27 protein-coding genes and 1 riboswitch are annotated in these 26,141 nt (G+C 27.8%); all 27 genes read left to right on the top strand.

Translation table 11 applies throughout. The features are described 5' to 3' along the window. Positions 1 to 107 precede the first annotated feature (107 nt). The 27 genes from QOZ84_RS15755 (at position 108) to pseB (ending at position 26,128) form a co-directional block, all read left to right on the top strand. Positions 108 to 1,568 carry an NAD(P)/FAD-dependent oxidoreductase gene (locus tag QOZ84_RS15755; RefSeq protein WP_284133855.1) on the top strand — a complete coding sequence of 487 codons (1,461 nt, stop codon included), beginning with the start codon at positions 108 to 110 and terminating at the stop codon, positions 1,566 to 1,568. Beyond that, positions 1,558 to 2,802 carry an NAD(P)/FAD-dependent oxidoreductase gene (locus QOZ84_RS15750; protein ID WP_284133854.1) on the top strand — a complete coding sequence of 415 codons (1,245 nt, stop codon included), beginning with the start codon at positions 1,558 to 1,560 and terminating at the stop codon, positions 2,800 to 2,802. Before QOZ84_RS15755 ends, QOZ84_RS15750 begins: the two co-directional genes overlap by 11 nt. 2 nt (positions 2,803 to 2,804) lie before the next feature. Next, positions 2,805 to 3,167 carry a DUF1667 domain-containing protein gene (locus QOZ84_RS15745; protein ID WP_284133853.1) on the top strand — a complete coding sequence of 121 codons (363 nt, stop codon included), beginning with the start codon at positions 2,805 to 2,807 and terminating at the stop codon, positions 3,165 to 3,167. Between the two features lie 258 nt (positions 3,168 to 3,425). Then, positions 3,426 to 3,641, top strand: a complete 216-nt coding sequence (locus tag QOZ84_RS15740) for a DUF3955 domain-containing protein (RefSeq protein ID WP_284133852.1) — start codon at positions 3,426 to 3,428, stop codon at positions 3,639 to 3,641. Between the two features lie 49 nt (positions 3,642 to 3,690). Continuing rightward, complete coding sequence (locus tag QOZ84_RS15735) at positions 3,691 to 3,933, top strand: hypothetical protein (RefSeq protein ID WP_284133851.1); 243 nt, start codon at positions 3,691 to 3,693, stop codon at positions 3,931 to 3,933. Positions 3,934 to 4,132: 199 nt separating this feature from the next. Beyond that, positions 4,133 to 4,948 carry a sulfurtransferase gene (locus QOZ84_RS15730; RefSeq protein WP_284133850.1) on the top strand — a complete coding sequence of 272 codons (816 nt, stop codon included), beginning with the start codon at positions 4,133 to 4,135 and terminating at the stop codon, positions 4,946 to 4,948. A 282-nt stretch (positions 4,949 to 5,230) separates the two neighbouring features. Beyond that, positions 5,231 to 5,407: an ABC transporter permease gene (locus tag QOZ84_RS15725; protein ID WP_284133849.1), complete on the top strand. Its 177-nt coding sequence runs from the start codon at positions 5,231 to 5,233 to the stop codon at positions 5,405 to 5,407. Positions 5,408 to 5,632: 225 nt separating this feature from the next. After that, positions 5,633 to 5,821 carry a hypothetical protein gene (locus tag QOZ84_RS16610; protein WP_331496618.1) on the top strand — a complete coding sequence of 63 codons (189 nt, stop codon included), beginning with the start codon at positions 5,633 to 5,635 and terminating at the stop codon, positions 5,819 to 5,821. Beyond that, positions 5,793 to 5,987 carry an FAD-binding protein gene (locus tag QOZ84_RS16605; protein ID WP_331496617.1) on the top strand — a complete coding sequence of 65 codons (195 nt, stop codon included), beginning with the start codon at positions 5,793 to 5,795 and terminating at the stop codon, positions 5,985 to 5,987. The genes QOZ84_RS16610 and QOZ84_RS16605 overlap by 29 nt, the downstream gene beginning before the upstream one ends. A 231-nt stretch (positions 5,988 to 6,218) precedes the next feature. Beyond that, positions 6,219 to 6,854, top strand: coding sequence for a hypothetical protein (locus QOZ84_RS16600; protein ID WP_331496615.1), 636 nt, complete (start codon positions 6,219 to 6,221; stop codon positions 6,852 to 6,854). Between the two features lie 20 nt (positions 6,855 to 6,874). Continuing rightward, positions 6,875 to 6,982, top strand: a complete 108-nt coding sequence (locus QOZ84_RS16690) for a BBE domain-containing protein (RefSeq protein ID WP_416390353.1) — start codon at positions 6,875 to 6,877, stop codon at positions 6,980 to 6,982. A gap of 410 nt (positions 6,983 to 7,392) precedes the next feature. Continuing rightward, complete coding sequence (locus QOZ84_RS15715) at positions 7,393 to 8,844, top strand: aminotransferase class I/II-fold pyridoxal phosphate-dependent enzyme (RefSeq protein WP_284133848.1); 1,452 nt, start codon at positions 7,393 to 7,395, stop codon at positions 8,842 to 8,844. Between the two features lie 27 nt (positions 8,845 to 8,871). After that, on the top strand, positions 8,872 to 9,285 hold the full coding sequence (gene speD, locus QOZ84_RS15710; protein ID WP_026900954.1) for an adenosylmethionine decarboxylase: 414 nt from the start codon (positions 8,872 to 8,874) through the stop codon (positions 9,283 to 9,285). Between the two features lie 240 nt (positions 9,286 to 9,525). Continuing rightward, positions 9,526 to 10,380, top strand: coding sequence for a polyamine aminopropyltransferase (speE, locus tag QOZ84_RS15705; RefSeq protein ID WP_284133847.1), 855 nt, complete (start codon positions 9,526 to 9,528; stop codon positions 10,378 to 10,380). After that, positions 10,367 to 11,257 carry an agmatinase gene (speB, locus tag QOZ84_RS15700; protein ID WP_284133846.1) on the top strand — a complete coding sequence of 297 codons (891 nt, stop codon included), beginning with the start codon at positions 10,367 to 10,369 and terminating at the stop codon, positions 11,255 to 11,257. Before speE ends, speB begins: the two co-directional genes overlap by 14 nt. A gap of 157 nt (positions 11,258 to 11,414) precedes the next feature. Further along, the gene (locus QOZ84_RS15695) at positions 11,415 to 12,656 is read left to right on the top strand and encodes an MFS transporter (RefSeq protein ID WP_284133845.1); all 1,242 of its coding nucleotides are present in this window, start codon (positions 11,415 to 11,417) and stop codon (positions 12,654 to 12,656) included. Between the two features lie 54 nt (positions 12,657 to 12,710). After that, complete coding sequence (locus QOZ84_RS15690) at positions 12,711 to 12,890, top strand: hypothetical protein (RefSeq protein ID WP_284133844.1); 180 nt, start codon at positions 12,711 to 12,713, stop codon at positions 12,888 to 12,890. Between the two features lie 172 nt (positions 12,891 to 13,062). Next, entirely contained in the window at positions 13,063 to 15,072 is a 2,010-nt protein-coding gene (locus tag QOZ84_RS15685) for an ATP-dependent DNA helicase (protein WP_284133843.1), read from the top strand. A 221-nt stretch (positions 15,073 to 15,293) separates the two neighbouring features. Then, a complete protein-coding gene (locus tag QOZ84_RS15680; RefSeq protein ID WP_284133842.1) occupies positions 15,294 to 16,025 on the top strand; it encodes an energy-coupling factor ABC transporter permease in 732 nt (243 codons plus the stop codon). Further along, positions 16,009 to 16,314: an energy-coupling factor ABC transporter substrate-binding protein gene (locus QOZ84_RS15675; protein WP_284133841.1), complete on the top strand. Its 306-nt coding sequence runs from the start codon at positions 16,009 to 16,011 to the stop codon at positions 16,312 to 16,314. Before QOZ84_RS15680 ends, QOZ84_RS15675 begins: the two co-directional genes overlap by 17 nt. Before the next feature lie 47 nt (positions 16,315 to 16,361). Next, positions 16,362 to 16,536, top strand: a riboswitch (cobalamin riboswitch). 248 nt (positions 16,537 to 16,784) lie between these two features. After that, the gene (locus QOZ84_RS15670; RefSeq protein WP_284133840.1) at positions 16,785 to 17,468 is read left to right on the top strand and encodes a response regulator transcription factor; all 684 of its coding nucleotides are present in this window, start codon (positions 16,785 to 16,787) and stop codon (positions 17,466 to 17,468) included. Next, entirely contained in the window at positions 17,468 to 18,901 is a 1,434-nt protein-coding gene (locus tag QOZ84_RS15665; protein WP_284133839.1) for a HAMP domain-containing sensor histidine kinase, read from the top strand. The genes QOZ84_RS15670 and QOZ84_RS15665 overlap by 1 nt, the downstream gene beginning before the upstream one ends. 63 nt (positions 18,902 to 18,964) lie before the next feature. Further along, positions 18,965 to 19,573 carry a HutD/Ves family protein gene (locus QOZ84_RS15660; RefSeq protein ID WP_284133838.1) on the top strand — a complete coding sequence of 203 codons (609 nt, stop codon included), beginning with the start codon at positions 18,965 to 18,967 and terminating at the stop codon, positions 19,571 to 19,573. Positions 19,574 to 19,721: 148 nt separating this feature from the next. Next, positions 19,722 to 20,924, top strand: a complete 1,203-nt coding sequence (locus QOZ84_RS15655) for an exonuclease SbcCD subunit D (RefSeq protein ID WP_284133837.1) — start codon at positions 19,722 to 19,724, stop codon at positions 20,922 to 20,924. Further along, entirely contained in the window at positions 20,925 to 24,050 is a 3,126-nt protein-coding gene (locus QOZ84_RS15650) for an AAA family ATPase (protein ID WP_284133836.1), read from the top strand. It abuts the gene before it with no gap. A 15-nt stretch (positions 24,051 to 24,065) separates the two neighbouring features. Further along, positions 24,066 to 24,956, top strand: a complete 891-nt coding sequence (locus tag QOZ84_RS15645; RefSeq protein WP_284133835.1) for an alpha/beta fold hydrolase — start codon at positions 24,066 to 24,068, stop codon at positions 24,954 to 24,956. A gap of 173 nt (positions 24,957 to 25,129) precedes the next feature. Then, positions 25,130 to 26,128 carry a UDP-N-acetylglucosamine 4,6-dehydratase (inverting) gene (gene pseB / locus QOZ84_RS15640; protein WP_284133834.1) on the top strand — a complete coding sequence of 333 codons (999 nt, stop codon included), beginning with the start codon at positions 25,130 to 25,132 and terminating at the stop codon, positions 26,126 to 26,128. Positions 26,129 to 26,141: the final 13 nt, after the last annotated feature.

Raw genomic sequence — 26,141 nt, 5'->3', positions numbered from 1 at the left:
TTAGTGGATTAAAATATTTATGGCTAAGAGATGAGAGAGCCTTCTATACAATGTATAGGGGGGTCTCTCTATTTTTTTACCAAAAATGAAAATATGGAGGCAAAAATATGTATGATATAGCAATAATAGGAGCTGGAATTAGCGGAAGCGCTATAGCTCGTGAACTATCAAAATATAATTTAAAAACTATAGTCCTTGAAAAGGGAGTTGAGGTATGTCAAGGTACAACTAAAGCGAATAGTGCTATAGTGCATGGAGGATTTGATGCTAAAGAAGGTAGTTTAAAAGCAAAACTAAATGTAGTAGGAAATAAATTGTATCCTAAACTTTGTGAAGATTTAAATGTAGAATTTAAACAAAATGGTTCTTTAGTATTAGCTTTTAATGAAGAAGACGAAAAACATATAAAAGATCTTTATGAAAGAGGAATAAGAAATAATGTAGATGGACTTAAAATATTAAATAGAGAAGAAGTAATAGAAATAGAACCGAATGTTAATAAAAATGTCATTAGTGCTCTTTTATGTGAGGTAGCAGGGATTGTTTGTCCATTTAATTTAAATGTAGCTCTTATGGAAAATGCAATAGAAAATGGGGCAGAGCTTCAAGTACAATCAAAAGTTATAGGAATTGAAAAAATAGATAATTATTTTGATATAAAACTTTTAAATAAAGAAAATATTAAATCAAAATATGTTATAAATGCAGCTGGTGTTTATGCTGATAAAATAAACAACATGATAGGTGGGGATGAATACTTTATAATACCTAGAAAAGGTGAGTATAAAGTGTTAGATAAAAGTGAAGGTAAAATGGTAAACCATGTAATATTCCAATGTCCAACAGAAAAAGGAAAAGGTGTGTTAGTTACAAAAACTGTTCATGGAAATTTATTAGTCGGACCGAATGCTACAGTAGTTGATAATGCTGAGGATATAACTACAACTAGAGACGGTATAAATGAAATCGTAGAAAACTCAAAGAAAAGTATAGAAAATATAGATTTTAGAAAAACAATAACATCGTTTGGAGGAGTTAGAGCAACTCCTAATACTGGAGATTTTTGCATATTTGCATCAGATAAGTGTAAAAACTTTATAAATGTAGGTGGTATAGAATCACCAGGACTTGCATCAGCACCAGGTGTTGCAAAGTATGTAGTAGAATTACTACAAAATGAAGGATTAATCCTAGTAGAAAAAACAAACTTTAATCCAATAAGAAATAAAAATAAATCATTTGTAAAAATGAACAATGAAGAAAAAAATGCAATGATAAAAAATAATAAAAATTACGGAAAAATAGTATGTAGATGTGAAAGCATTACAGAAGCTGAAATAATAGATGCAATAAATTCTACTTGTGGGGCTAGAACTGTAGATGGAGTAAAAAGAAGAGTTAGACCAGGTATGGGAAGATGTCAAGGTGGATTTTGCGGACCTAAAGTAATAGAAATAATAGCACGAGAGTTGAATATGAGTGTAGAAGATGTATTAAAAGATTACGAAAAATCAAATATGGTAGTAGGAAAAGTAAAAGAGTTAAGGGGTGAGTTAGTTGAAATATAATGTAGTAGTAGTAGGAGGAGGACCTGCAGGTCTTGGAGCAGCAGTAGAAGCTAAAAAAAATGGTGCAAAAGATATACTTATAATAGAAAGAGATAGAGAATTAGGTGGAATATTAAACCAATGTATTCACAATGGATTTGGATTACATGAATTTAAAGAGGAACTAACAGGTCCTGAGTATGCTCATAGATTTATTGAAATGGTAAAAAAAGAAAATATAGATTATATGCTAAATACTATGGTACTTAATATAAGTGAAGACAAAACTATAGAAGCTCTAGGAGAAGATGGCTTAATAAATATAAAAGCCGATGCGATAGTTTTAGCAATGGGATGTAGAGAAAGAACGAGAGGTGCGATAGATATACCAGGATACAGACCTGGTGGAGTGTATAATGCAGGTGCAGCTCAAAGGCTTAGTAATATGGAAGGTTATATGGTAGGGAAAGAAGTAGTCATATATGGTTCTGGTGATATTGGGCTTATAATGGCTAGACGTATGACTCTAGAAGGTGCTAAAGTTAAAGCGGTAGTTGAAGTTAACCCTCATTCAAGTGGATTAACTAGAAATATAGTACAATGTTTAAATGATTTTAGCATACCATTAATGCTAAGTACTGGTATAAGCTATATACATGGAAAGCAAAGGGTTGAAGGTGTTACTCTTTCGAAACTTGATGAAAACAGAAGACCAATAGAGGGAACAGAAGAATTTATAAAATGTGATAGTATACTTTTATCAGTAGGCCTTATACCTGAAAATGAACTAAGTGTTGAAGCGGGTGTTAAGCTAGATGTTAAGACTAGTGGACCAATAGTTAATAACTCAATGATAACTAATATAGATGGAGTGTTTGCTTGTGGAAATGTTGTTCATGTACATGATTTAGTAGACTTTGTTACAAAGGAAAGTAGAATAGCAGGGAAAAATGCTGCACTTTATTCTTTAAATAAATTAATACAAAATGATACAGTAAGTACAATCGCAAATGATGGAATTTCATATATAGTTCCTCAAAACATAGATACAAAGTGTGAAGAAGATATAAATCTATTTATGAGAGTTAGAGCTATTTACAAAAATAAAAAATTAGTTGTAAGAAGCGATGATAAAGTTATATTAGAAAAGAAAAGGCTTCATATGATACCATCTGAAATGGAAAATATAAAAATAGGTAAAGATTTATTTAAAGATATTACAGGAAATATAACTGTAAGTGTTGAGGAGGTTTAAATATGGAAAATATTACTTGCATAGTTTGTCCAATGGGATGTCCATTGGTGGTAACTAAAATAGATGATGGATATAAAGTAGAAGGTAACACTTGTAAAAGAGGAGAAAAATATGGAGTAGAAGAATTAACAAATCCTAAAAGAGTTATAACGACTACTGTTAAACTTGCTGACTCATACTTAAACTTACTTCCAGTCAAAACTAGTGATTCAGTTCCTAAAGGAATGATATTTGAGATAATGGAAGAATTAGATAACATAAAGGTCAGTGCACCTATAAATGTTGGGGATATAATAATAGAGAATGTCTTAAATACTGGTGTAAATATACTTAGTTCAAAGAGTGTAGAAAAGTTTAATATATAGAATATAAATAAAAGACGATAATTATTTTTAATAAAATAATTATCGTCTTTCATTTATATAATGAAATTTATTTTTGAAATTAAAGTTCTAAATTATATTGATTTTAAAGGATGTTATTATAGAATTAAGTATATTTTAAGTAGGTATAAAAGGTTTAATCAATAAAAATATATTGAGAAACAATAAAAAGTTATTGACTAAAAAAATATTCTGTATTATAATTTAACTAAAGAAATTAGAAATTATGGAGGTGAAGAAATGAAAAAATATGCTTTGAATTTAATACCATTTGTTATAGGGTTAGGATGTTTTATATCGTTTAATATTATAGGAAGTAAAGTTTTACCTAATGGAACTCTTGATGAACCGTTTTTCTTAATACCAATTGCGTGTATGTTTTTCGCTATAGGCATAGTTGGAGTTATAGGTAGATTAATATCGTTTTATATTAAGTCTAAACAACCTAGTAAATAAAATGTTGCATTAAAAATAACTATTTTAAAAAATAAAAGGAGAGTTAGCGTTGAATGATATATTAATATTTTTAACAGGAGTGATAATTTACTTAATAGGACTGATATACAAAGCTTGTAATCATAGGTATAAAAATTTTATAAAAAAAATATGTCTTATTTCATTTTTATTTTCTACTGTTATAATATTAATTGGCAACATATTTGATTTTTCAGATATTAAATATTTGCTTGGTGGAATTTTGATTATAATATTTCCTATTATTTCAACTTTAATCAAATCTGAGATATAAGAAAGTTATGCAAAATAGATAAAATCTATTTTGCATAGCTAAAACATAGATAAAAACTATTTTAAGAAAAATGTCGAATGTAGTAAACTGATAAAGTGAAGGATAATTTAAATTGTTGAAATTATCTTAAAATTAAGTATCTTATGATGCGTGTATCATTTGTACTAATTACGCTTATAAAAATCAGAGAGGAGAAAAGATGAGAAAAAAAGTTAGTATATTATTGCTTACATTTTCATTTATGCTTTCGATACTACTAGTTGGATGCAATTCGAAAAAAATTAACAATGAGGAACAATTCAATGAAAGTGAATACAAAAATGTAGAGTATTTTATTACACCACAGGAATTAAATAAAATTATAGGTAGTAAAGATATTATATTATTAGATTGTAATAAACCTGATGTATATCAAAAAAAACATATACCAGGTGCTGTTAACATCGGAATTCATGCTTTTTCAGACATATCAAATAAAATAGGAGATCCAGGGTGGGGAACTATTTTAGACAAAGCTGAATTACAAAATAAAATGGAATCATTAGGAATTGATAATAGCAAAACAGTAGTATTTTATTCTGATGTATTTAAAGGTCCAGGCGCAGATGGAAGAGCTGTATGGCAGTCTAAAGTTGCAGGGCTTGATAATGTGAAAATGTTAGCGGGTGGACTAAGTTACTGGCAAGATTTAGGGTACGAAACTACGGATAAAGTATCCAAAGCAACATCTACTAAAGGGTTAGAGTTAAAGGATTACGATACGAGTTACATAGCTACAAAAGAATATGTAAAAGAAAACTTAGGAAAACAAGTTATTATAGATGTTAGAACAAAAGGTGAATATGAAGGTTCTCAAAAAGTAGGAGAGCCAAGAGGTGGGCATATAAAGGGTGCTATAAACATGCAGTGGATAGAACTTTTAAATGATGATGGAACTCCAAAAGATAAAGACGAAATCAAAAAAATTATGGCATCATTAGGTGTTAAACCAGAAGATGATTTTGTATTATACTGAACTATGGGTATTAGATCTGGCTATGCAGCTATGATCCTCAAAGCAGTTGGCTTTGAAAATGTTAAAAATTATGAAGGATCTATATACGAATGGGGGGGAGATTCTAGCCTTCTTATGGAAAAATAGATTAAAACTTAAAATAGCTTACAATAAATGTTGAAAAAACTGCAACTGAAAAAAACTAAGTTATAATATATGATAGTATTCAATATATCATGCATATATATATAAATTAAAATATTAATGGGAATACATATAGGTAGAAGATTGAGTATACTTAGTTTGAAAAATATAAAATATTCATTTAAAAATACAGATATTGGGATATCTCCTATTATTGCAATAAAATTTCAAATTATGGTTACGTTCATTATACTATCATCAGTTTCTATAGCAGTAATAATAGCAGCATATCTAGCATATAGAGATTTCTTTAATCAAAGAAAGCAACTTAAATAATAATAGTTAAAATGAATAATTATAAGTTATATTTTGAAACAATATAAATCGCATTATATAAAAGTTAGGATTTTTTATAAATTCTAACTTTTTTTAGTAAGCTATATTTATAAGGAGGAAAGAATGAAATAACATTAGATAAACTTGAATATATGAGAATTAAGAACTTTAATAAAAAAATACATATTATAAAGGGTAATAAAATACTTTTTTAAGGTGATTATATTGAAAAATATCGTATTTTGTAATTCAGAAAATACAGTTATAACTCAAGAAGATATAGGATATGGACAAGCTAGGCAAGAGTGGAACAGATCAATACAAAAATACCCTATAGCTATAGTGTATTGTGAAAAAACATCTGATGTAGTAGAAGCTATATTATATGCAAAACAAACACTTTATACCAATTAGAATAAGATCTGGTGGTCATAATTATGAAGGTTATTCAACCGGAAATCAAGTTGTAGTTATAGATATAAGTAAAATAAATAACGCGTGCATTAACTATATAGAAAATACAGTTACAGTAGGTGGAGGTATTAATAATAGCAAATTATATAATTATATATCCAAATAAGGGTATCCATTTCCAGGAGGAACATGCCCAACAGTAGGTGTAAGTTGATATTCATTAGGAGGAGGATGGGGATACTCATCTAGAAAGTTTGGGCTTGGATGTGACTCTTTATTAGAGCTAGAGTTAGTTGACTATAAAGGGAATATATTAAAAGCTAATGAAAATATAAATATAGACTTATTTTGGGCATTAAGAGGTGCTGGGGGAGGTGATTTTGGTGTTGTAGTATCTATGAAGTTTAAATTACCACCTAAAGTAGACAAGGTAACTTATGTCCAAATATATTATCCAAAGGCTAGCAAAAAGATACAACATGAATTTTTAAATACTTGGCAAACTTGGATTGATGAAGTTGATGAAAATATAAATTTAAATGGTGGGCTATATAATACACTAGATGATGGAGTTTATGCTTATGCAAGAGGAATAAGCTATAAAAATATAGAAGAAACACAAAAATTTTTAGAGCCGTTTTATAATATACAAGGAGCAAAAATATATTTAGAATATGAATTGTTTCTAGAGGTAGTAAATAAAATAGCAAGCGGATATACACCGTATGAACATTTTAAATTAACTGGTAGATTTGTAAATCGATATTATAAATCAAGAGAAATATCAAATTTAGTAGATATCGTTAATCAAAACAGACACAAAGGATCTATTTTAACATCTGTAAACATTTATGGATTAGGTGGAAAGGTCAAAGACATAGGTAATTGTGATAGTGCATATTATTATAGGGATGCTAATTATATATTACTAATACAATCTATATGGGAAGATAATGTATATAAGAAAGAAAATGTTGATTGGGTATTGGAAATTTTGAATATATTTATGATATTACAGAAGGCTCATATATAAAGTTTCCTCTTATTCAACTTATGAACTATGAATTTGATTATTATGGTAAAAATATTTGTAGATTAAGAAAAGTAAAAGAAAAGTATGATCCATATAATATATTTAATTTTCCTCAAAGTATAAAATAAATATACTAAAAATTAATAAAATCTATAAAAATACAGTAAGTATAATTATACTTACTGTATTTTTATAGATTGTTTTTTTAGGAAAGTTTACAAAAATAAATAAAGTTTATAAAAAAATTAAAAAAGATTACTTATACTAAATTTAATTTAAATTAATATAAGAATTGGGATAGTTATACTAAACTAAATGTAATTTAATATAAACTTCCGAAAACAACTAATCCTTTATGTGTTTGAAATACTGATATATAAAGAAAATATAAAAAATAAAATAAAAATAAAAAAACACTTGAAAAAATACTGAAAAATTGTATAATTAATAAAGTAAGTTTAATAAAAATAAACAAAAAAAATAGTTATAGTGATATTTATGAAAAATAGTAAGCGATTAATGGAAAGGAGGACACAATATGCAGGATAAAATTTATGGTAAAATACCTCTTTTGGATAGCCTTAGAAAATACTCAATTAAAGATATAACTTGCTTTGATGTCCCGGGTCATGTAAGAAATAGAGGCGTTAAAATTTTAAATGAGTATTTCGGGGATGATATCATGAATATGGATATAAACTCATCTCCAAGAATGGATAATGTATCAAATCCTCAAAGTATAATAAAAGAAGCAGAAGCCTTATTAGCCAAAGCATATAAAAGTAAAAATGCTTTTTTTATAACTAATGGAACAACACAGGCGATACATGCAATGATATTGGCTACAATAAATCCAGGTGATAAGGTTCTTCTACCAAGGAATATTCATAAGTCAGTTATAAATGCACTTATTTTAAGTGGAGGCCAGCCTATATTTATACAACCTGAGTTTTGTGATGATTTAGGAATAAGTTTAAATATTGACCATTATAAAGTAAAAGATATAATTGATAAAATAGAGGATATAAAAGCTATATTTTTATTAAATCCAACGTATTATGGAATGTGTTGTGACTTAAAAGAAATAATTGATATATGTAGTGAAAAAAATATTTTAGTATTAGTAGATGAAGCTCATGGAGCACACTTTCCGTTTAATGATGAATTACCTGTATCAGCTATGGAATTAGGAGCACATATGAGTGCAGTGAGTATTCATAAAACAGGAGGTGCACTTACTCAAGCTTCAGCACTTTTAATAAATGAAAATATAGATGCTAGCAAAGTTAAGCAAATTATAAATATGCTGCAATCAACATCCGCATCATATTTACTTATGGCAAGTATTGATGGAGCGAGGCATAATTTAGTAGAAAATGGTCAGGGTCAATTATTAAATGCTTTAAAACTTTCAAGGTATGCAAAATCAAGAATAAATAAGGTGAATAATATAAAAGTTATCTCTAAAGAACTTATAGGCAACAAAGGAGTAAGTTATCTAGATGAAACAAAGTTATGTATAAACGTAAAAAAGCTTAATTTAACAGGATTTGAAGTTTATGATTTACTTTATAAAGAATTTGATATACAGCCAGAGATGGCAGATTTATATAATATATTGGCACTTGTATCTATTGGAACTACAAAGGAAGATATTGATAAACTTATAAATGCATTAGAAATAATATCTACTATAAGTAGCAAAAATCAAATTACAAAAAATATAAAAATAAAACAAATAAAACCTATAGTAAAGCTTAATCCAAGAGAAGCATTTTACTCAAACAAAGAAAATGTAATACTAAGTGATTGCGTAGATAGAGTCTGTGGGGAAAGTATAATGGCTTATCCACCAGGAATACCTATAATAGCACCAGGAGAATTGATTACTAAAGAGATTATTGATTATATAAAACTATTAAAAGATAATAATGCATATTTATGCGATATGAATGACAAAAATCTAGAAACAATACTAGTTATAAGTTAAAAATAAATATTTAGGAGAGTGGTTATTATGCAATTTGAAACATTAGGACGCCATATATTAGTTGAATACTATAATTGTGATGAGGAGATTTTAAAAGATCCAAAAAATATAGAAAAATATATGAATGATTCAGCATTAAACGCAAAAGCAACAATAGTAGATTCAGTATTTCATCATTTTAATCCTTGGGGTGTGTCTGGTGCAGTTATAATTGCAGAGTCTCATTTAACAATACATACTTGGCCGGAATATGGATATGCAGCCGCTGATTTTTTCACTTGTGGAGATATAGATCCTTGGAAAAGTTTTGAATTATTAGAAGAACTATTAAAAGCAGAGAGAAGTGAATCAACAGAGATACCAAGAGGATTAACATCAAAGATACAAAAATTTTCAAAAAAAGATTTAGGCAAAATCACTTTTAAGCCTGAAGCTATATAAGTAAATAATGCCTATAGAAACAGCTTAATTATAAAATTAATTAAATGGTTGCACCCAGTTAATAAATTTATGAAGCTTTAAAATTTAGCAATATGGAAACTCGCAATTTCCAGCTAATAAAAATAAATTTGAACTAATATTATAACATAAATATATGCAATAAACAAATTTGCGTAGATATGAAGTAAGAATAACAATAAATATATATAAATTATTAAAATAGGTTTTGGAGGTAGTATTATGGAACTTTGGTATACAGAACAATGGACTAATAATGTACGTTTTTCAATAAAAGTAGAAAAACATTTATTTAGTGAAAAATCAGACTTTCAACAAGTGGATGTTTTTGATAGTGAAGAGTTTGGAAAATTTTTAACACTAGATGGGCTTATGATGGTAAGTTATAAAGATGAATTTATATATCATGATATGATAGTTCACACTCCTATGGCTACTAATATGAATATAAAAAATGTATTAGTTATAGGTGGTGGAGATGGAGGAACTGTAAGAGAACTTACTCGTTATCCACAAATTGAAAAGATAGATATGGTTGAAATAGATAAGATGGTAGTAGATGTATCAAGAAAATACATTGATATATGTGCATGTAAACTAGATGATGAAAGAGTTAACTTATATTATGAAGATGGAGTAGCTTTTGTTAAAAATTCTAAAGATAGCATTTATGACTTAATAATAGTTGATTCAACAGACCCAATAGGACCAGGAGAAGGATTATTTTCATTAGATTTTTATAATGACTGTTATAGAGTATTGAGCGATGATGGAATACTTGTAAATCAAAATGAAAGTCCATATTTTGATTTTAATGCTAAAGAAATGAAAAGATCAAATGAAAAAATAAAAAATATATTCCCTATAGCTAAAGTTTATCAAGCTCATATACCAACTTATCCATCAGGGCACTGGTTATTTGGATTTGCCTCTAAAAAATTAGACCCAACAAAACATCAAGATAAAGAAGCTTGGGAAAATTTAAAACTTAAAACTAAATACTATAATACTGACATACATCAAGGAGCATTTATGTTGCCTCAATATGTTAAGGATATGCTAAATGAAGAAAAATAATTTTTCGCATATAACTACATTTATGGCAATGGATACTACTTATGAAGAAGCAAATGTAGTGGTTTATGGCGTGGGATTTGATGGGACTACTTCAAATAGACCGGGAACTAGGTTTGCAAGTAGTGCTATGAGGCTTGAATTTGATGGACTTGAAACTTACAGTCCAACACTAAATTTAGATTTAGAAGATTTTAAAGTTTGCGATAGAGGAGACTTAGAGCTAAGCATAGGAAATACTGATAAAGTATTAGAAGAAATATATGAAGGAACTAAAGAAATAGTAAATGATAATAAAGTACCTTTTATGATAGGTGGAGAACATTTAGTAACACTTCCTGCTTTTAAAGCAGTCTATGAAAAATATAAGGATGTATATATAATTCACTTTGATGCTCATACAGATCTTAGAGAAAGCTACAATAATAATAAAAATTCTCATGCAACAGTAATAAAAAGGATATGGGATATAGTGGGGGATAATAAGATATTCCAATTTGGAATAAGATCGGGAACTAAAGATGAATTTAACTTTGCATTAAAAGAAAAGCATACTTATATGGAAGTATCAACTATAAACACTTTTGAAACAATAGTTAAAAATTTGGAAGGTAAAAATGTTTATTTAACAATAGACTTAGACGTATTAGACCCATCAATATTTCCTGGGACTGGAACACCAGAACCTGGTGGTATAACGTATAGAGAGTTAGAAAATATTTTTAAAATATTAAAAAATAGAAATATAAATTTAGTAGGTTGTGATATAGTTGAACTTAGTCCAGATTATGATAATTCTAGCGTATCTACAGTAGCAGCATGTAAGGTATTAAGAGAGTTAATACTTATAATTTGTGACAAACTAAAATTCAAAAACTAATTTATATATAATAAATAAAGCTAAATAGTTTGAATATGAAGCATAGTGGTGAAAATTAACCGCTATGCTTTATTTAAATATATCACTATTTATAAAATAGGAATATATAAATAGTGATATAATATAAAGTAATGAAGATGATAGGGGTGGGGGGATTTTGGAGAGCATAAAAAATGTAAGAAAAATAAATAAAAATATATATTTGTTTTTAATAATAAACCTAATAGCATCTTTTTCTATGGGTATTTTTAATATGTTTGTAGGGATATATTTAAAAGAAGTTGGATATCAAGAACAATTTGTAGGCAATATATTATCTATAAATACTTTTGCAATAGCAATAGCGTCTATTCCAAGTGCATATCTTATAGAAAAAATAGGGAGAAAGAAAAGTTTTACTTTGGGATTTGTTTGTATATCTATAGGTTCTAGTTTTTTAGTGATATTCAAAAATCCTATAATAATAATATTAATGTCTATAATAAACGGGTTTGGAATGAGCATAAAGTCAACTGCTGAAGGAATGTATATAGTTGAAAATACTTGTGAAGAACAACGAGTTTCAGTGTTTAGTACAAATTTTGTGATTTCTAATGTGGGAATGATGAGTGCGTCTTTTTTAGGGGGAGTGTTATCTTCGTATATGGGAAATTATTTTTCGCCTAAGACAGCGATAATGTATATATTTATAATGTCTTCAATACTATCCTTAATTGCGTTAATACCTATATTTTTTATGAAAGAACCAAAAAAATTAAAATCTAGAAATTTTAAAGATTGTATAAAAGGATATATAAGCATATTAAATAAAAATGTAATTAGTTTTATGATCTATAACAGCTTAATCGGTATAGGTGCTGGAATGATAGTTCCATTTTTTAGTGTATATTTAAAATATTCTATGAATATAAGTGATGGAATTGTTGGGTCCATATTGTCTATCTCTCAATTTGGATGTATAGTAGGAGGAATGATTATACCTTTTATATCAGCAAGGCTTGGGAAACAGCGTTCAATAATAATGTGTCAATTAATATCAATACCATTTTTATTATCAATAGCATTTCCACAAGGTATATTTATAATAACGGTATCTTTTTTTATGAGAAATGGACTTATGAATATGGCAATGCCATTAATCCAAAATTTATCTATGGAGATGATAGAGGATAAAGATAGGACAAATATGAGCAGTTTAATGTCATTGTCAGGTAATATAAGTAGAGCTATAGGTATAGCAATAGGTGGATTTTTAATGCAAAATGTATCATATACAGCGCCGTATTACTTTACGGTACTATTTTATATAATAGCGGTATCGTTATTCGTATATATCTATAAACAAGGTGCTAAAATAAAAAAAGAGAGCTTATGTATTAATTTAATAAATAAAGATTAATAAATAGTTTTTATTATGTTAATATAAATATAAAACTTAATTTAGGAGGGCATTATGCTAGAAAACGGAAAAACTACATGTAGCTGTAAAAACACAAAATGCCAAAGATTTGGAAAATGTATAGAGTGTATAAAACATCATAAAGATCACAATAATAAATTACCTTATTGTAAAGTACCTGAGAATATAGACGCAGCTAAAAAAATCAGTGGATTTTCTCATGTGATTTGGTAGTATATTTAAGATTATATGAAGAATAAAAAATTGAAAAATAAATAGATTAAGATTAAAGCACAGCGATAAGTAATTATCCTGGTGCTTTATTTTAATGTGAAAGTAAGCTACATAAATTAAAATCTTAAAATGCACTAAATTAATATATCATTAATGAATAAGGAGAAAAAATATGTTTTGGTTTTCAGATAATAAATACAAAACTAAGGATAGCTTAGATAAATATGAAAAACTAGAAAAATTAGTATGGGACTTTTTTATGGAAGAAATTCCAAAGCTAGGATTTGAACAAAGAGAAGGTCAGGAAGATATGGCACTTGATATTTGTTATAGTATAAAAGAAAAAAAACATACAATAGTAGAAGCAGGAGTTGGAATAGGAAAGTCTTATGCATATATTGTACCACTTCTTTGTTATAATCTTTTATTTAATAAACCTATATTAATAGCTACTTCAACAATAGCACTTCAAGAACAATTAATAAAAGATGTTAAAAAAATATGTTCTTATATAAAGCATAGGCCAGAAATAATATTAGCAAAAGGTATGACTCATTTTGCTTGTAGGAAACGAGCGGATGAATACTTCAAAGATAATAATAAAATCAATGAAGAAGATGAAGTTCTATACCAATATGTACAAAATGGAATTGTTGATAAAAGATTTATAAACTTAGAAATAAATGATGATATGTGGGAAAATGTATCTATAAAAAGTACAGACCATAGTAAGTGTGAGTATTTTAAGACCTGCAGATTTATGAGACTTAGAAATGATATGTTAGAAACTAAAGGGGTTATACTTTGTAATCAAGATTTATTAACAGTACATTTTCAAAAACTTAGAAAAGGTCATAGGGGGTTATTAAGTGAGAATATAGATTTAATAGTGATAGATGAAGCTCATAACTTAGAAGATAAAGTAAGAAATTCACTTATCGAAAGTTATAGTAAAAACAGTATAAAAACTTTAATTAAAGAATCTAGAAATGGTATTAAAAAAGTTAGTATTAAAAATAGCTTGGATTTGGAAATTAAAAATGCAAATGATATATTAAATTTATTATTTTTAGAGCTAGAAAGACAAATCAAAGTTCAAATAAAGGAAAATTTAAAATTAAAAAATAATGACATAGAAAGATTCTTTGTAAATGTTGAAGATATCAAAATTCTAATATATAAAATACAAAAACAAATTAAAATAATATATGAAAAAGTTCAATTTTATAGTGATAGCAATTTGAGTGAAGAGATAATTGAAAGTCTAGCAGACTTAGATTTATTTTTAAATAATATATTAGATGAAAATTCTAATGATTTATTTTGGATGGCAAAGAATCGTAGTGTAGAAATTTTTTCATGTCCTAAAAATATAGATAAAGAAATAAGAAAATTATATTTTGATAAAACAAAAACTACAATACTAACTTCAGCTACAATTGCAGACAAAAACAAAGGAGACGAGAAAGATAGATACGAATACTTTATAAAAAATACAGGATTCAAAATTGAGGATGGATTCTTATCTAGCCCGAAATACTCTCCTTTTAATTATAATAAAAATGCAATGATTTATTGCGCAGAAAATATGCCTCATCCGACTTATGAAAGAGAGAATTTTATAAAAAGGGGAACAGAAGAAATAATAAAACTAATAGATATTACTAAAGGTAAGGCTTTGATATTATTTACATCAAAGAATGATTTAAATGAAGTATATAATATATTGAATAAAAAAAATCTTGGATATAATTTGTTAAGACAGAGTATGTCATCGTCACAAGATGAGATACTAGACGAATTTAAAAAAGATGAGGATTCTATACTTCTAGCTACAGGTACATTTTGGGAAGGTATTGATATTCCAGGTAAAGCTTTGTCAAATTTAATAATATTTAGGTTGCCATTTCCAGTACCAGATCCTATCATTGAATATAAAAAAAATACTAGCAAGGATTTTTTGATGGAGGTTAGTGTACCGTATATGATAGTTAAACTTAGACAAGGTATAGGAAGGCTAATTAGAAAAGATAATGATAATGGAATAGTGGCTATACTTGACTCAAGGATAGCATCGAATTCAAATAGCAGATATAAAGATGTTGTATTTGATTCAATTCCTATTAAAAATAGAAGTAGTAATATTGAAGACATGAGAAAATTTTATAATGGCCATTTATAGGATAGGAATTATAAAAAATAGATTATAAATATATAATTTGAAATATCTTTTAGAATATGATTTCCTAGGTAATATGATTTAGCTAAAAATATACGCATAATTTGTCAATATTTCGTCAAGGTTTTGACATAATAATGACACAATTTATATGTATAATAAATTTGTAATAAAAAATAAAATTATGTTAATAAACAAAAGTGTATGAAAGAGGGAGAGATTAGATGAAAAAAATAAAATTAGTATTAGCATCTGCATTTATGTTAGTAATATTAAATCCAATTTATTCAAATGCGATGCATATAATGGAAGGCTTTTTACCGATGAAATGGTCTATTATATGGAGTATTATATTTATACCATTTTTCTTAGTAGGTGTAAAATCTATAAACAAAATAGTAAAAGAAGAGCCTAAAAAGAAAGTATTATTAGCTTTATGTGGAGCATTTGTATTTGTGCTATCTGCGCTAAAAATACCATCATTAACAGGCAGTTGTTCACATCCAACAGGGGTAGGATTAGGAGCAATATTATTTGGACCAAGTGTTATGGCAGTATTAGGAACAATAGTACTTTTATTCCAGGCGTTACTTTTAGCACACGGGGGGATAACAACACTAGGAGCCAATGCTTTTTCAATGGCAATCGTTGGACCAATAGTTACATTTTGTATATTTAGATTTTTAAAGAAAAGAAATGTTAAAATTGGAACAAATGTATTTATAAGTGCAGCTTTAGGTGATTTATGTACATATACAATAACAGCGCTTCAACTTGCATTAGCTTTTCCAGATGCAACTGGTGGAGTAATGGTTTCTGCAGCTAAGTTTTTAGGGGTTTTCTTTATGACTCAAATACCAATAGCAATAGCAGAAGGTATCCTTACTACTGTAATTTATAACTTAATAACTACAAGAGAAGGAAAGGAAGTGGACTGCGATGAGTTCCAATGCTAAATTAGACAATAAGAAAAATGGATCTAACAATAAAAAAAATATAATACTAATGTTACTAGCTGTAGGACTTATAATAATTCCTCTTTTACTTAATCCAAAGGCAGAGTATGGTGGAGCAGATGGGCATGCAGAGGATCTTATAACACAAATAAGTCCACAGTATGAACCATGGTTTGAAAGTTTATATGAACCGCCAAGTGGAGAAATAGAAAGCTTGTTATTTTCAACTCAAGCTGCTTTAGGAGCTGGAATTATAGGATATTACTTAGGAAGTAGAAAGAAAAAATAAATATATATTGAAAAAGGAATAAAGATAGACTAATATATATAATATAACAACTTAAAAATATTATGGGTACTCTAAGAGAGTAAAAGGGAAAAAGGTAAAAACCTTTGCAGCACCCGCTACTGTAATGTGGACGAACGTTTGCAACCACTGTAAAAATTTTACGGGAAGGAAACTAGTAGGATGAAGCTAAGCCAGGATACCTGCCTATAATAGCCAAGAAGTTCTTCGGGGATGGGGAATGTTCTTATTATCAAATATGCTATAAGTATATCTATGATATAAAGATAAGCTCAACCCATTTCGGTTGGGCTTTTAAATTTGCCCTTAAGCAATTTAAATATAGATGTAAAAACCTAACCTTATTAAATGCTTTAGTTGCCATACTAAAGCATTTTTCTTTTGCTTAAAAAATAATACATTAAAATGAAAAGTAATTTTACATAATTTTATAAATAGGGGAGTGGGATAGATTGTCTAAGACACTGATTTTAATATGTGATGATCAAGAATCAGTACATGAAACAATAGGAGAATATTTAAAAATAGAGGGTATGGATTATATATCAGCATATGAAGGGTTAGATGCACTGAATAAAGCAAAAAAATTTAAACCTGATTTGATACTATTAGATTTAATGATGCCAAAAATGTTTGGGACTGATGTATGCAAAGAAATACGTAAAAGCAGTGATGTACCAATTATTATGCTTACTGCAAAATGTGAAACCATAGATAAAATAATTGGGTTGGAGCTAGGTTCAGATGATTATATTTCTAAGCCATTTTCACCAAGGGAAGTTGTGACACGTATAAAAACTGTTTTGAGAAGAACTTCTAATGTAAGTAAAGCACTAAATTGTATAAAGTATAGAGATCTTGAAATAAATTTAGATAGCCATGAAGTTTATGTGAAAGGTGAGCTAGTTAAAGTTACACCAAAGGAAATTAAAATATTTTATATGCTTGCTTCTAATCCTGGAAATATATTAAATAGAGAACATATACTGTCTGAAGTTTGGGGATATGATTACTTTGGAGATACTAGAGTTGTAGATACTCAAATAAAAAGACTTAGAAAAAAGCTTCCACCATATGATTTGAACTGGGAAATTAAATCAATATATGGAGTAGGTTATAAGTTTGAGGTATCATGATGAAAGAAAGTATCTTTAAACGATTATTTAAAATCATAATAATAACAGCTGTAGGGGCCGTAGTAGCTACAATATTTTTTTGTAGTTTTACAGTAAAACAATATTTTTTAAGTGTAAATATGAACGAGATTAAGCAAGAAATAAACACACTTGCTATAAAGTTTGTAGAAAATGGAGCTAGCTTAAATGGAATAGTAGAGTCAGATTTAATGAAATCTGCCATTATTCAATGTTATGACAAATCGAGAAATGAAATTTCAAGTGAATACAATCATGAATCATTTACAGACGAAACTATTAATGAAGCCTTAGACCCATACATAGGTACAGTTTTAAAAGGCAATTCTGTAAAAGGTGTCACAAAATTATATGGAGTAGGAGATGATGTAGTACTTGTAGGAGAGCCAATAAAACAAGATGGAAAAATAATAGGTGCTATGTTTTTTATTAAAACTGCATATCAACTTACCTCTTCATTAAAAGGATTTTATATAGTATTAGGAGTAAGTATGATTTTATCTTTAATATCTATAATAATACCATTGTACATATTTATAAAGAGAATGATAAAACCATTGGATAATATGACTAGTGCTACAATAGATATGGCAAAAGGTAAATTTTCTACAAGAATAGAACAATATAAAGAAGATGAGATAGGTGAACTTACGAGTGCATTTAATTATTTAGCATCAAAGCTCCAGGAAAATGATGAACAAGCTAAGTTGTTAGAGCAAACTAGAAGAGACTATATTGCAAATATATCTCACGAACTAAAAACTCCAGTAGCATCTATACGAGCAATTGGAGAAACTCTAAATGATGATATATTTTTAGAAAGAATCGATAGAAAAAAATACTATAGTATGATACTTAGAGAATCAATGAGATTAGAGCTACTTATTGAAGATATGTTAGAATTATCAAGATTGCAATCAGGAAATGTGGCACTTGAAAAATCTTTTGTAAGTATTGAAGAGATAATACATCAAGTTGTAGATGAGTTTGAAGTTAGAGCTGATGACTTAGATATAAATTTTAATGCGTCAAATAATTTAAAAGATATTCCGATGTTAGTTACTAATAAAAATCGGATAATACAAGTGCTTGTAATATTATTAGATAATGCATTTAAATTTACAGAAGCTGAAGGAAATGTAAATATAGAAGTTGAAGAAGAAGAAGAGTTTGTAAGAGTGAGTGTATGTGATAATGGACATGGAATTGATAAATCTGATATGCCATTTATTTTTGATCGCTTCTACAAAGTTGACAAGGCGCACTCATCAATTGGGACAGGTATTGGACTATCAATAGCGTATGAGATTATGAAGCATTTAGATGAAAATATATACGTAAAATCAGAAATAGGAAAAGGCTCAAAATTTATTTTTACAATAAAGAAGGCCTGTGTTTTAAAGCACTCGATATAAACTAGTTGGAATAGTTATATGAAATTCAATCATATAAATTATATTATTAGGAGATGATTTAATTTGGCACATAATATTAGTGTTATAAAAAAGAAAGATTATAAAGTAAGTGAGTGGTCTGGAGGAACTACAACTGAGTTATATATATACCCTAAAGAATCAAAATACAGTGAACTTGATTTTAAATGGAGGTTGAGCTCTGCTAAAGTTGACATAGAAGAATCTGAATTTACTCATTTATCTGGAATAGATAGAAAAATAATGGTTATAGATGGAAAGTTGATTTTAGATCATAGGGGTAAATATACTACGGAATTAAACGAATTTGATATAGATAGTTTTAGTGGAGATTGGACAACCAAAAGCTATGGAAAAGCAACAGATTTTAATCTTATGACAAGTAAAGGATGCACTGGTTACTTAGAATACATATTAGTTAGTGAATCCAAAGAAATTAAGCTTACAAATAGAGAACAAGTGTATAAGAATATAGCAGATGTTTTATACTGCGTAAGTGGAAATATATCAATAGAATTAGATTCGAAAATCAATATATGTGAAGGCGATTTGTTTTTGATTATTAGAGGTTTAGTAGATGAGATAAAAGAAATAAATCTTTTCAATAATTCTAACACTCAGGCTAAGGTTATTAGAAGTACAATATACTTTTAAATAATTAGTACTATACTTTAAAATATAAATCTTGAAAAATCTAGCATAAATAAAGCCTAGAAAATATTAATATTTTCTAGGCTTTATTTATGCTAAATATAACCATATAATATAAAGAGTATGAAAGCAATGATTAGGAGGATATAAGATGAAAATTATTCACACAAGTGATTGGCATATAGGAAAAATTGTAAATGAATTTTCAATGATTGAAGACCAAAAATATATTTTAAATAAATTAATAGAACTTATAAAAGAAGAACAACCAAATGTACTTATAATAGCAGGGGATGTATATGATAGATCAATCGCACCAGTAGAGGCAGTGGAACTTTTAAATGAAACCTTAAGTGATTTAATAATGGATACAAATACAAAAATAGTAGCTATATCAGGAAATCATGACAGCGGAGAGAGACTAAGTTTTGGAAGCAAAATATTAGAAAAACAAGGACTGTATATTTGTGGTGCAGATAATGAACTTTATAGGCATGTAATTATAAAGGATGATAATAGAAATGTTAACTTCTATCTAGTACCGTACAAAGACCCCGCATTAGTAAAGAAGCTTCTTGATAACAAAGCAATCAAAAACCATAATGATGCGATGTCTGAAACTATAAAAACTATAAAAGAAAATTTAAATAAAGAAGAGGTAAATATATTAGTAAGTCATGGATATGTGACTATGAAAAGAAGTGATGCCATAGAATCTAATGAACAAAAGTATGAAATTGCAGAACTTGAAATATCTGAATCAGAAAGACCTCTATCAATTGGAGGTACAGACCTTATTGATGGAAACCTATTTAAGGATTTTGATTATGTTGCATTAGGTCATTTGCATGGCAGACAAAGAATAGGAAGATATGAAATGAGATATTCAGGTTCCCTACTTAAATATTCATTCTCTGAAGTTAATCAGAAAAAGGGAGTTACGATAGTAGATATAGATGATGATAAATCTATAAATATAGAATTTAAAAAATTAAAGCCTCTTAGAGATATGAGAGTTATAAGAGGTGATATTGAGAATTTAGTAAAAGAAGGACGAGAAGCAGAAGATGAAAAAGAAGATTACATACAAGCTATATTAACTGATGATGGAGAATTAATAAATCCTATGGAAAAATTAAGATCAGTTTATCCAAATACTATGCTAATAACTAGGGAAAGAAGACGTGAGTATAGTGAAGATAAAACATCTGCTAAAGGAGAATATAAAACTAAAAGTAAGGTAGATTTATTTAAGGAATTTTATGAGGATTTAGGTAGCGGAGATTATACCAAAGAAAAAGAGGACGTATTAATGAATACAATTGATGAAGTTTTAAAGAAAGGAGAGAAATAAATGAGACCTATAAAGTTAACTATAAGTGCTTTTGGACCATATGCAACACAACAAGTAATTGACTTTGAAGAATTAAATGGAAGAAATATATTTGTTATATCTGGTAAAACAGGAGCGGGTAAGACAACTATATTTGATGCGATAAGTTATGCACTTTATGGTGAGGCTAGTGGAGAATCTAGGGAAACTGATTCTTTAAGAAGTCATTTTGCAGAGGATACTGTTGAGACCTTTGTTGAGCTAGAATTTGATCTTAGGGGAGAAACATATATTGTAAATAGGGTCCCTAAGCAAAAAAAGAAAAAAGTCAAAGGTGAGGGCTATACAGAGAAAAGTGCTGATGCTACTTTGACACTACCAAATGGAGCTGTTATAACTAAGGTTACAAATGTTACTAATAAATTAGTAGAGATTTTAGGTATAACTAGAGATCAATTTAAGCAAATAGTAATGCTTCCACAAGGCGAGTTTAAAAAGCTATTACTTGCAGATTCGCTAGAACGTGAGAGTATTTTTAGAAAAATATTTAATACATATGACTTTGAAAAGATACAATCACAACTTAAGGATAAAGCAATAGACCTTAATAAGAAGCGAAATAAAAGTAAAGAAAAAATGCAAACTAATTTAGAAAATATAAAAGGGGAACATGATATACTTCTCGGAGAATATGTTGATTTTCCTTTAGTTATAGAAAATTTAAAAGAACTTATAGGTAAAAATAGTGAAAGTTATAAATTGCTTAGTGAAGAGTTAAAGAATGTAGAATGTAATTTAGATAATCTTAATACACGAAGAAATAAGATAGAAAATAATAATATTCTAATTAAGGAAAAAGAAGTTAGTTTAAAAAATGTTGAAGGACTTTTAAGCAAAAAGAAAGAGTTTGAAATAAAGAAAAAAGAGATAAGTAATGCTAAAAGTGCAAAAGAAGTTAAATACATAGAAGATAAACTTATTGAAAATAAACACAAATTAGCTAAAAGAGAAGAAGACTACAAGTTAAGCTTAAGTAATTTAGATAAATTGAAAGTCGATTTTAAAATAGCCACTGAAACATTAAACTTAGAGGAAGCTAAGGAAAGTGAGCGAGAAAAGCTTGCTATAGAAATTGATAATCTAAAAAATATTGAACCTAAGATAGCTGAGTTTGATAAACTAAAAGAAATTGTTATAAGCGCTACTAAAAATATTGAGGAAATTAAATTACAAATATCAGATAATAAGAAGTTAAAAGAAACGTTAAAGATTGAAAAATTAAATAATGAAAATATATTAAAGGATATAGCATCATTTGAAACTAAAAAAGTAGAGCTTGAAAATGAAATAAATAATAAAAACAAAATTATAGAAGATATAAGAAGTTTATTTAAGATTATAGCTAGTCATGAAAAATATAAGGCTAAACACTTTGAACTAAGTAAGGATTATGAAGAGTTTGAAAAAGAATACTTAAAAGTTAAAGGTGAATATGAAACTATGGATGATTTATACAAAAAGGAACAGGCTGGGATACTAGCTTCTAAACTAGAATCAAATAAACCTTGCCCTGTATGTGGGTCAAAGAATCATCCAAATCCTGCTACTGTTAAAAATGATGCTAATATCCCTACTAGAGAAGAGCTTAAAATAGTAAAAGTTAATTTAGATAAGTTAGAAGAAAAAAGGAACTTGAAGATTAGAGATTTAACAACTCTAAATTCAGATATAAAAAATTCACTAGAGTTTGTTAATAGGTCTTTATCTAGATTTGCTGATAGCTTAAACTTAGATATAAAATATTCACAGTCTACTTATAATGATGTTAAAAACAAAGGTACAGAGTTGAAAAATGTAATTGAAAATCTACAAAAAGAATTAGTAAGCGTTAAAGGAAAAGTAGAATTAAAAGAAAGTATAGTTAAAAAAATCACTGATATAAATATTAGTATAGAGACAAATGAAAATACATTGATTTCATTGGAGTCAAAAGAAAAGGATAATTTTAAGTACTTTACAGAAGTAAGTACTAAAATTGAGGAATATAAAAAAGATATTCCAAAAAATATTGAATCTGTTAAAGCCTTAAATGATTTAATAAATGAAAAGAATAAAATCTTAAATGAGAGTAAACAGAGATTATTGATTTTAAGAGAATCAAGAGATGCTATATCTAAGAATCTAGAAGGTGAAACTTCAACTTCAAAAGAGATAAATAAGAGTATAGAAGAATTAAGATTAGAAATAGAAAAAATTAATTTACAATTTGAAATTCTAATGAAAAAAGAAGGTTTTGATACTTTACAACAATATCAAAATGCTAAATTAAATATAGAAAAAATAGAGATAATACAAACGCAAGTTGAAGATTATAATGCTAAGTTAAATTTTGAAATTATAAAAAAAGAAGAGCTTATAAATAAATGTAAAGGCTTGGAATTTATAGATTCGTTAAATATTGAAGAACAAATTAAGATTATAAACGTAAGTAAAAAAGAAATGGAAGCTGAGCTAAAAGATAAATACTCTATATTGGACAGCAACAAAGATATTCTTAAAAACGTAGAAAAATTAAATGTTGAATTTAAGGAAAAAGAAGAAGAATATAGAGTAGTGGGTGAGCTTGCAGATTTAGCAAATGGTAAAAAATCGCCTTACATATCTTTTGAAAGATATATATTAGCATCATATTTTGAAGATATTATAGATGCAGCAAATGTAAGACTTGAGAAAATGACAGGTGATAGATTCTCCTTAATAAGAAAAAAAAGTAAAAGTAAAGGTGCGGGTCAAAAAGGTTTAGAACTTGAAATTTATGATAATTACACAGATAGTTCTAGAGATGTTAGTTCACTATCTGGAGGAGAAAGCTTTAAGGCTTCTTTATCACTAGCACTTGGTCTTTCTGATGTTGTACAATCAAACGCAGGAGGTGTATCTCTTGATACAATGTTTGTAGATGAAGGATTTGGGACACTTGACCCACAATCTTTAGATAATGCAATAGATAGTTTGTTAGAACTTCAAAGAGGTGGAAGATTGGTAGGAATAATATCTCATGTTGAAGAACTTAAAGAAAGGGTTGAAGCCAAGCTTGAAGTAACAGCTACATCTAGAGGAAGTAAAGCTAGATTTAATATATTATAATATGGAGGGGAATATATGAAAAATAAAGAACAATATTTTAAGGGGACACAAGAAGTACCTATACACTACAAGATATATGAAGTAAAGAATGAAAAAGCTAAAATAGTTATATCACATGGATTTTGCGAAACTTCAGTAAGATACAGAGAATTAATAAAAGTATTTAATAAAGTAGGATACTCTGTTTATATATTAGACCATAGAGGTCATGGATACTCGGGAAGATTAGGCATAGATGATAGCCAAATAAATGTAGAAAAATTTGATTACTATGTAGAAGACTTTAAAATTTTTATAGATACTATAGTTAAAAAAGATGAAACTAAATTATTTTTATTTGCGCACTCTATGGGTGGATGTATAGGTGGATTATTTTTAGAGAGATATCCCGATTATTTTGATGCAGCAATTTTAAATGCACCTATGATGCAAATACATACAGGTAAATACCCTGATATTATTTCTAAATTAATAGCTAACATTGTATGTGCTTTTGGGCAAGGAAAAAGATATATTTTAGGTCATAAACCGTATGATGGGAAACCTGATTTAATAGGTTCTGGAACTAGTTCGCAAAAAAGGTATGATACTTACTTTGATAAACAACTTAAAGATAAAAATTTACAAACATCAGGAGGATCTTTTAATTGGTTAAAGGAATCTTTTAAAGCTACTAAAGAAGTTGTAGAGAATTCTAGTAAAATACAAGTACCAGTATTATTGATACAAGCTGGAAAAGATTCATATGTTAAACCAGATGGACATGATAAATTTGTTCAAGGAAATAGTAAGTGTGAACTACATCATATAAAAGAATCTAAACACGAAGTTTACATAGAAAAAGATGAAATTTTCAATCCGTATATAAAAAAAATATTAGGATTTTATGATTCTAATTTAAAATAACAAAAATATAAAAATAATATTATAAAAAATAAGGAAAAAGAATTATCTTTTTCCTTATTTTTTATTTGAAATTAAATTTTAAATATATATCACAACTAAAGATTGTCCACGGATATATTGTATTAAGTAGTAATTAACTTGAAAAAGCAGATTTATATAAAAGGAGATAGATTATGTTAAACGATAAATCAATACTTATTACTGGTGGAACCGGGTCATTTGGAAAAGACTTCACTAAAGCTATACTAAATAAATATAATCCAAAAAAAATTATAATATTTTCTAGAGATGAGTTTAAACAAGACTTATTTAAAAAAGAATTGTCTGTCATGTTTCCTAATAAAATACAAAAAATGAGGTTTTTCATAGGCGATGTAAGAGATAAAGAAAGATTGTATAGAGCATTTGATGGTGTTGACTATATAATACATGCTGCGGCAATGAAACAAGTTCCAACGTGTGAATATAACCCTTTTGAAGCTATAAAAACTAACATACATGGAGCACAAAATGTAATTGATGCAGCAATAGATAAAGGTGTAAAAAAAGTTGTCGCATTGTCAACTGATAAAGCAGTGAATCCAATAAATTTGTATGGAGGGACTAAGTTAGTTTCAGATAAGCTATTTATATCAGCGAATGCATATGCAGCAGATAAGGGGACTGTTTTTTCAGTAGTTAGATATGGAAACGTTGCAGGAAGTAGAGGATCAGTAATCCCATTTTTTAAAGGCTTAATAGATCAAGGATGTACACAATTGCCAATTACAGATTTTAATATGACAAGATTTTGGATAAGTTTAAAAGAGGCTGTAGAATTGGTATTAAAAGCTTTAGATGAATCAAAAGGAGGAGAAACATATATATCAAAAATACCATCATTTAAAGTAGTAGATTTAGCAAAAGCAATGTTACCAGAATGTAAATGCAGAGAAGTTGGTATAAGAGAAGGTGAAAAATTAAATGAAGTAATGGTAACTAAAGATGATTCAAGAAGTACTTATGAATATGAAGAACATTATATAATATACCCTAATTTTGAATGGTGGAATAAAGAAAAATTCTTCACACTAGGAGGAAAATATATAAAAGATGGATTTGAATACAACTCGGGTAATAATACACAGTGGTTAAGTATAGAAGATATAAAATCAGAAATAGATAAATTATAGAATTATATACGGA

It is taken from the genome of Romboutsia sedimentorum (assembly GCF_030131845.1).
Classification (GTDB): domain Bacteria; phylum Bacillota; class Clostridia; order Peptostreptococcales; family Peptostreptococcaceae; genus Romboutsia_D; species Romboutsia_D sedimentorum.
The sequence above is the reverse complement of the archived record's forward strand: the minus strand, read 5'-3'. Positions and strand labels throughout refer to the sequence as shown.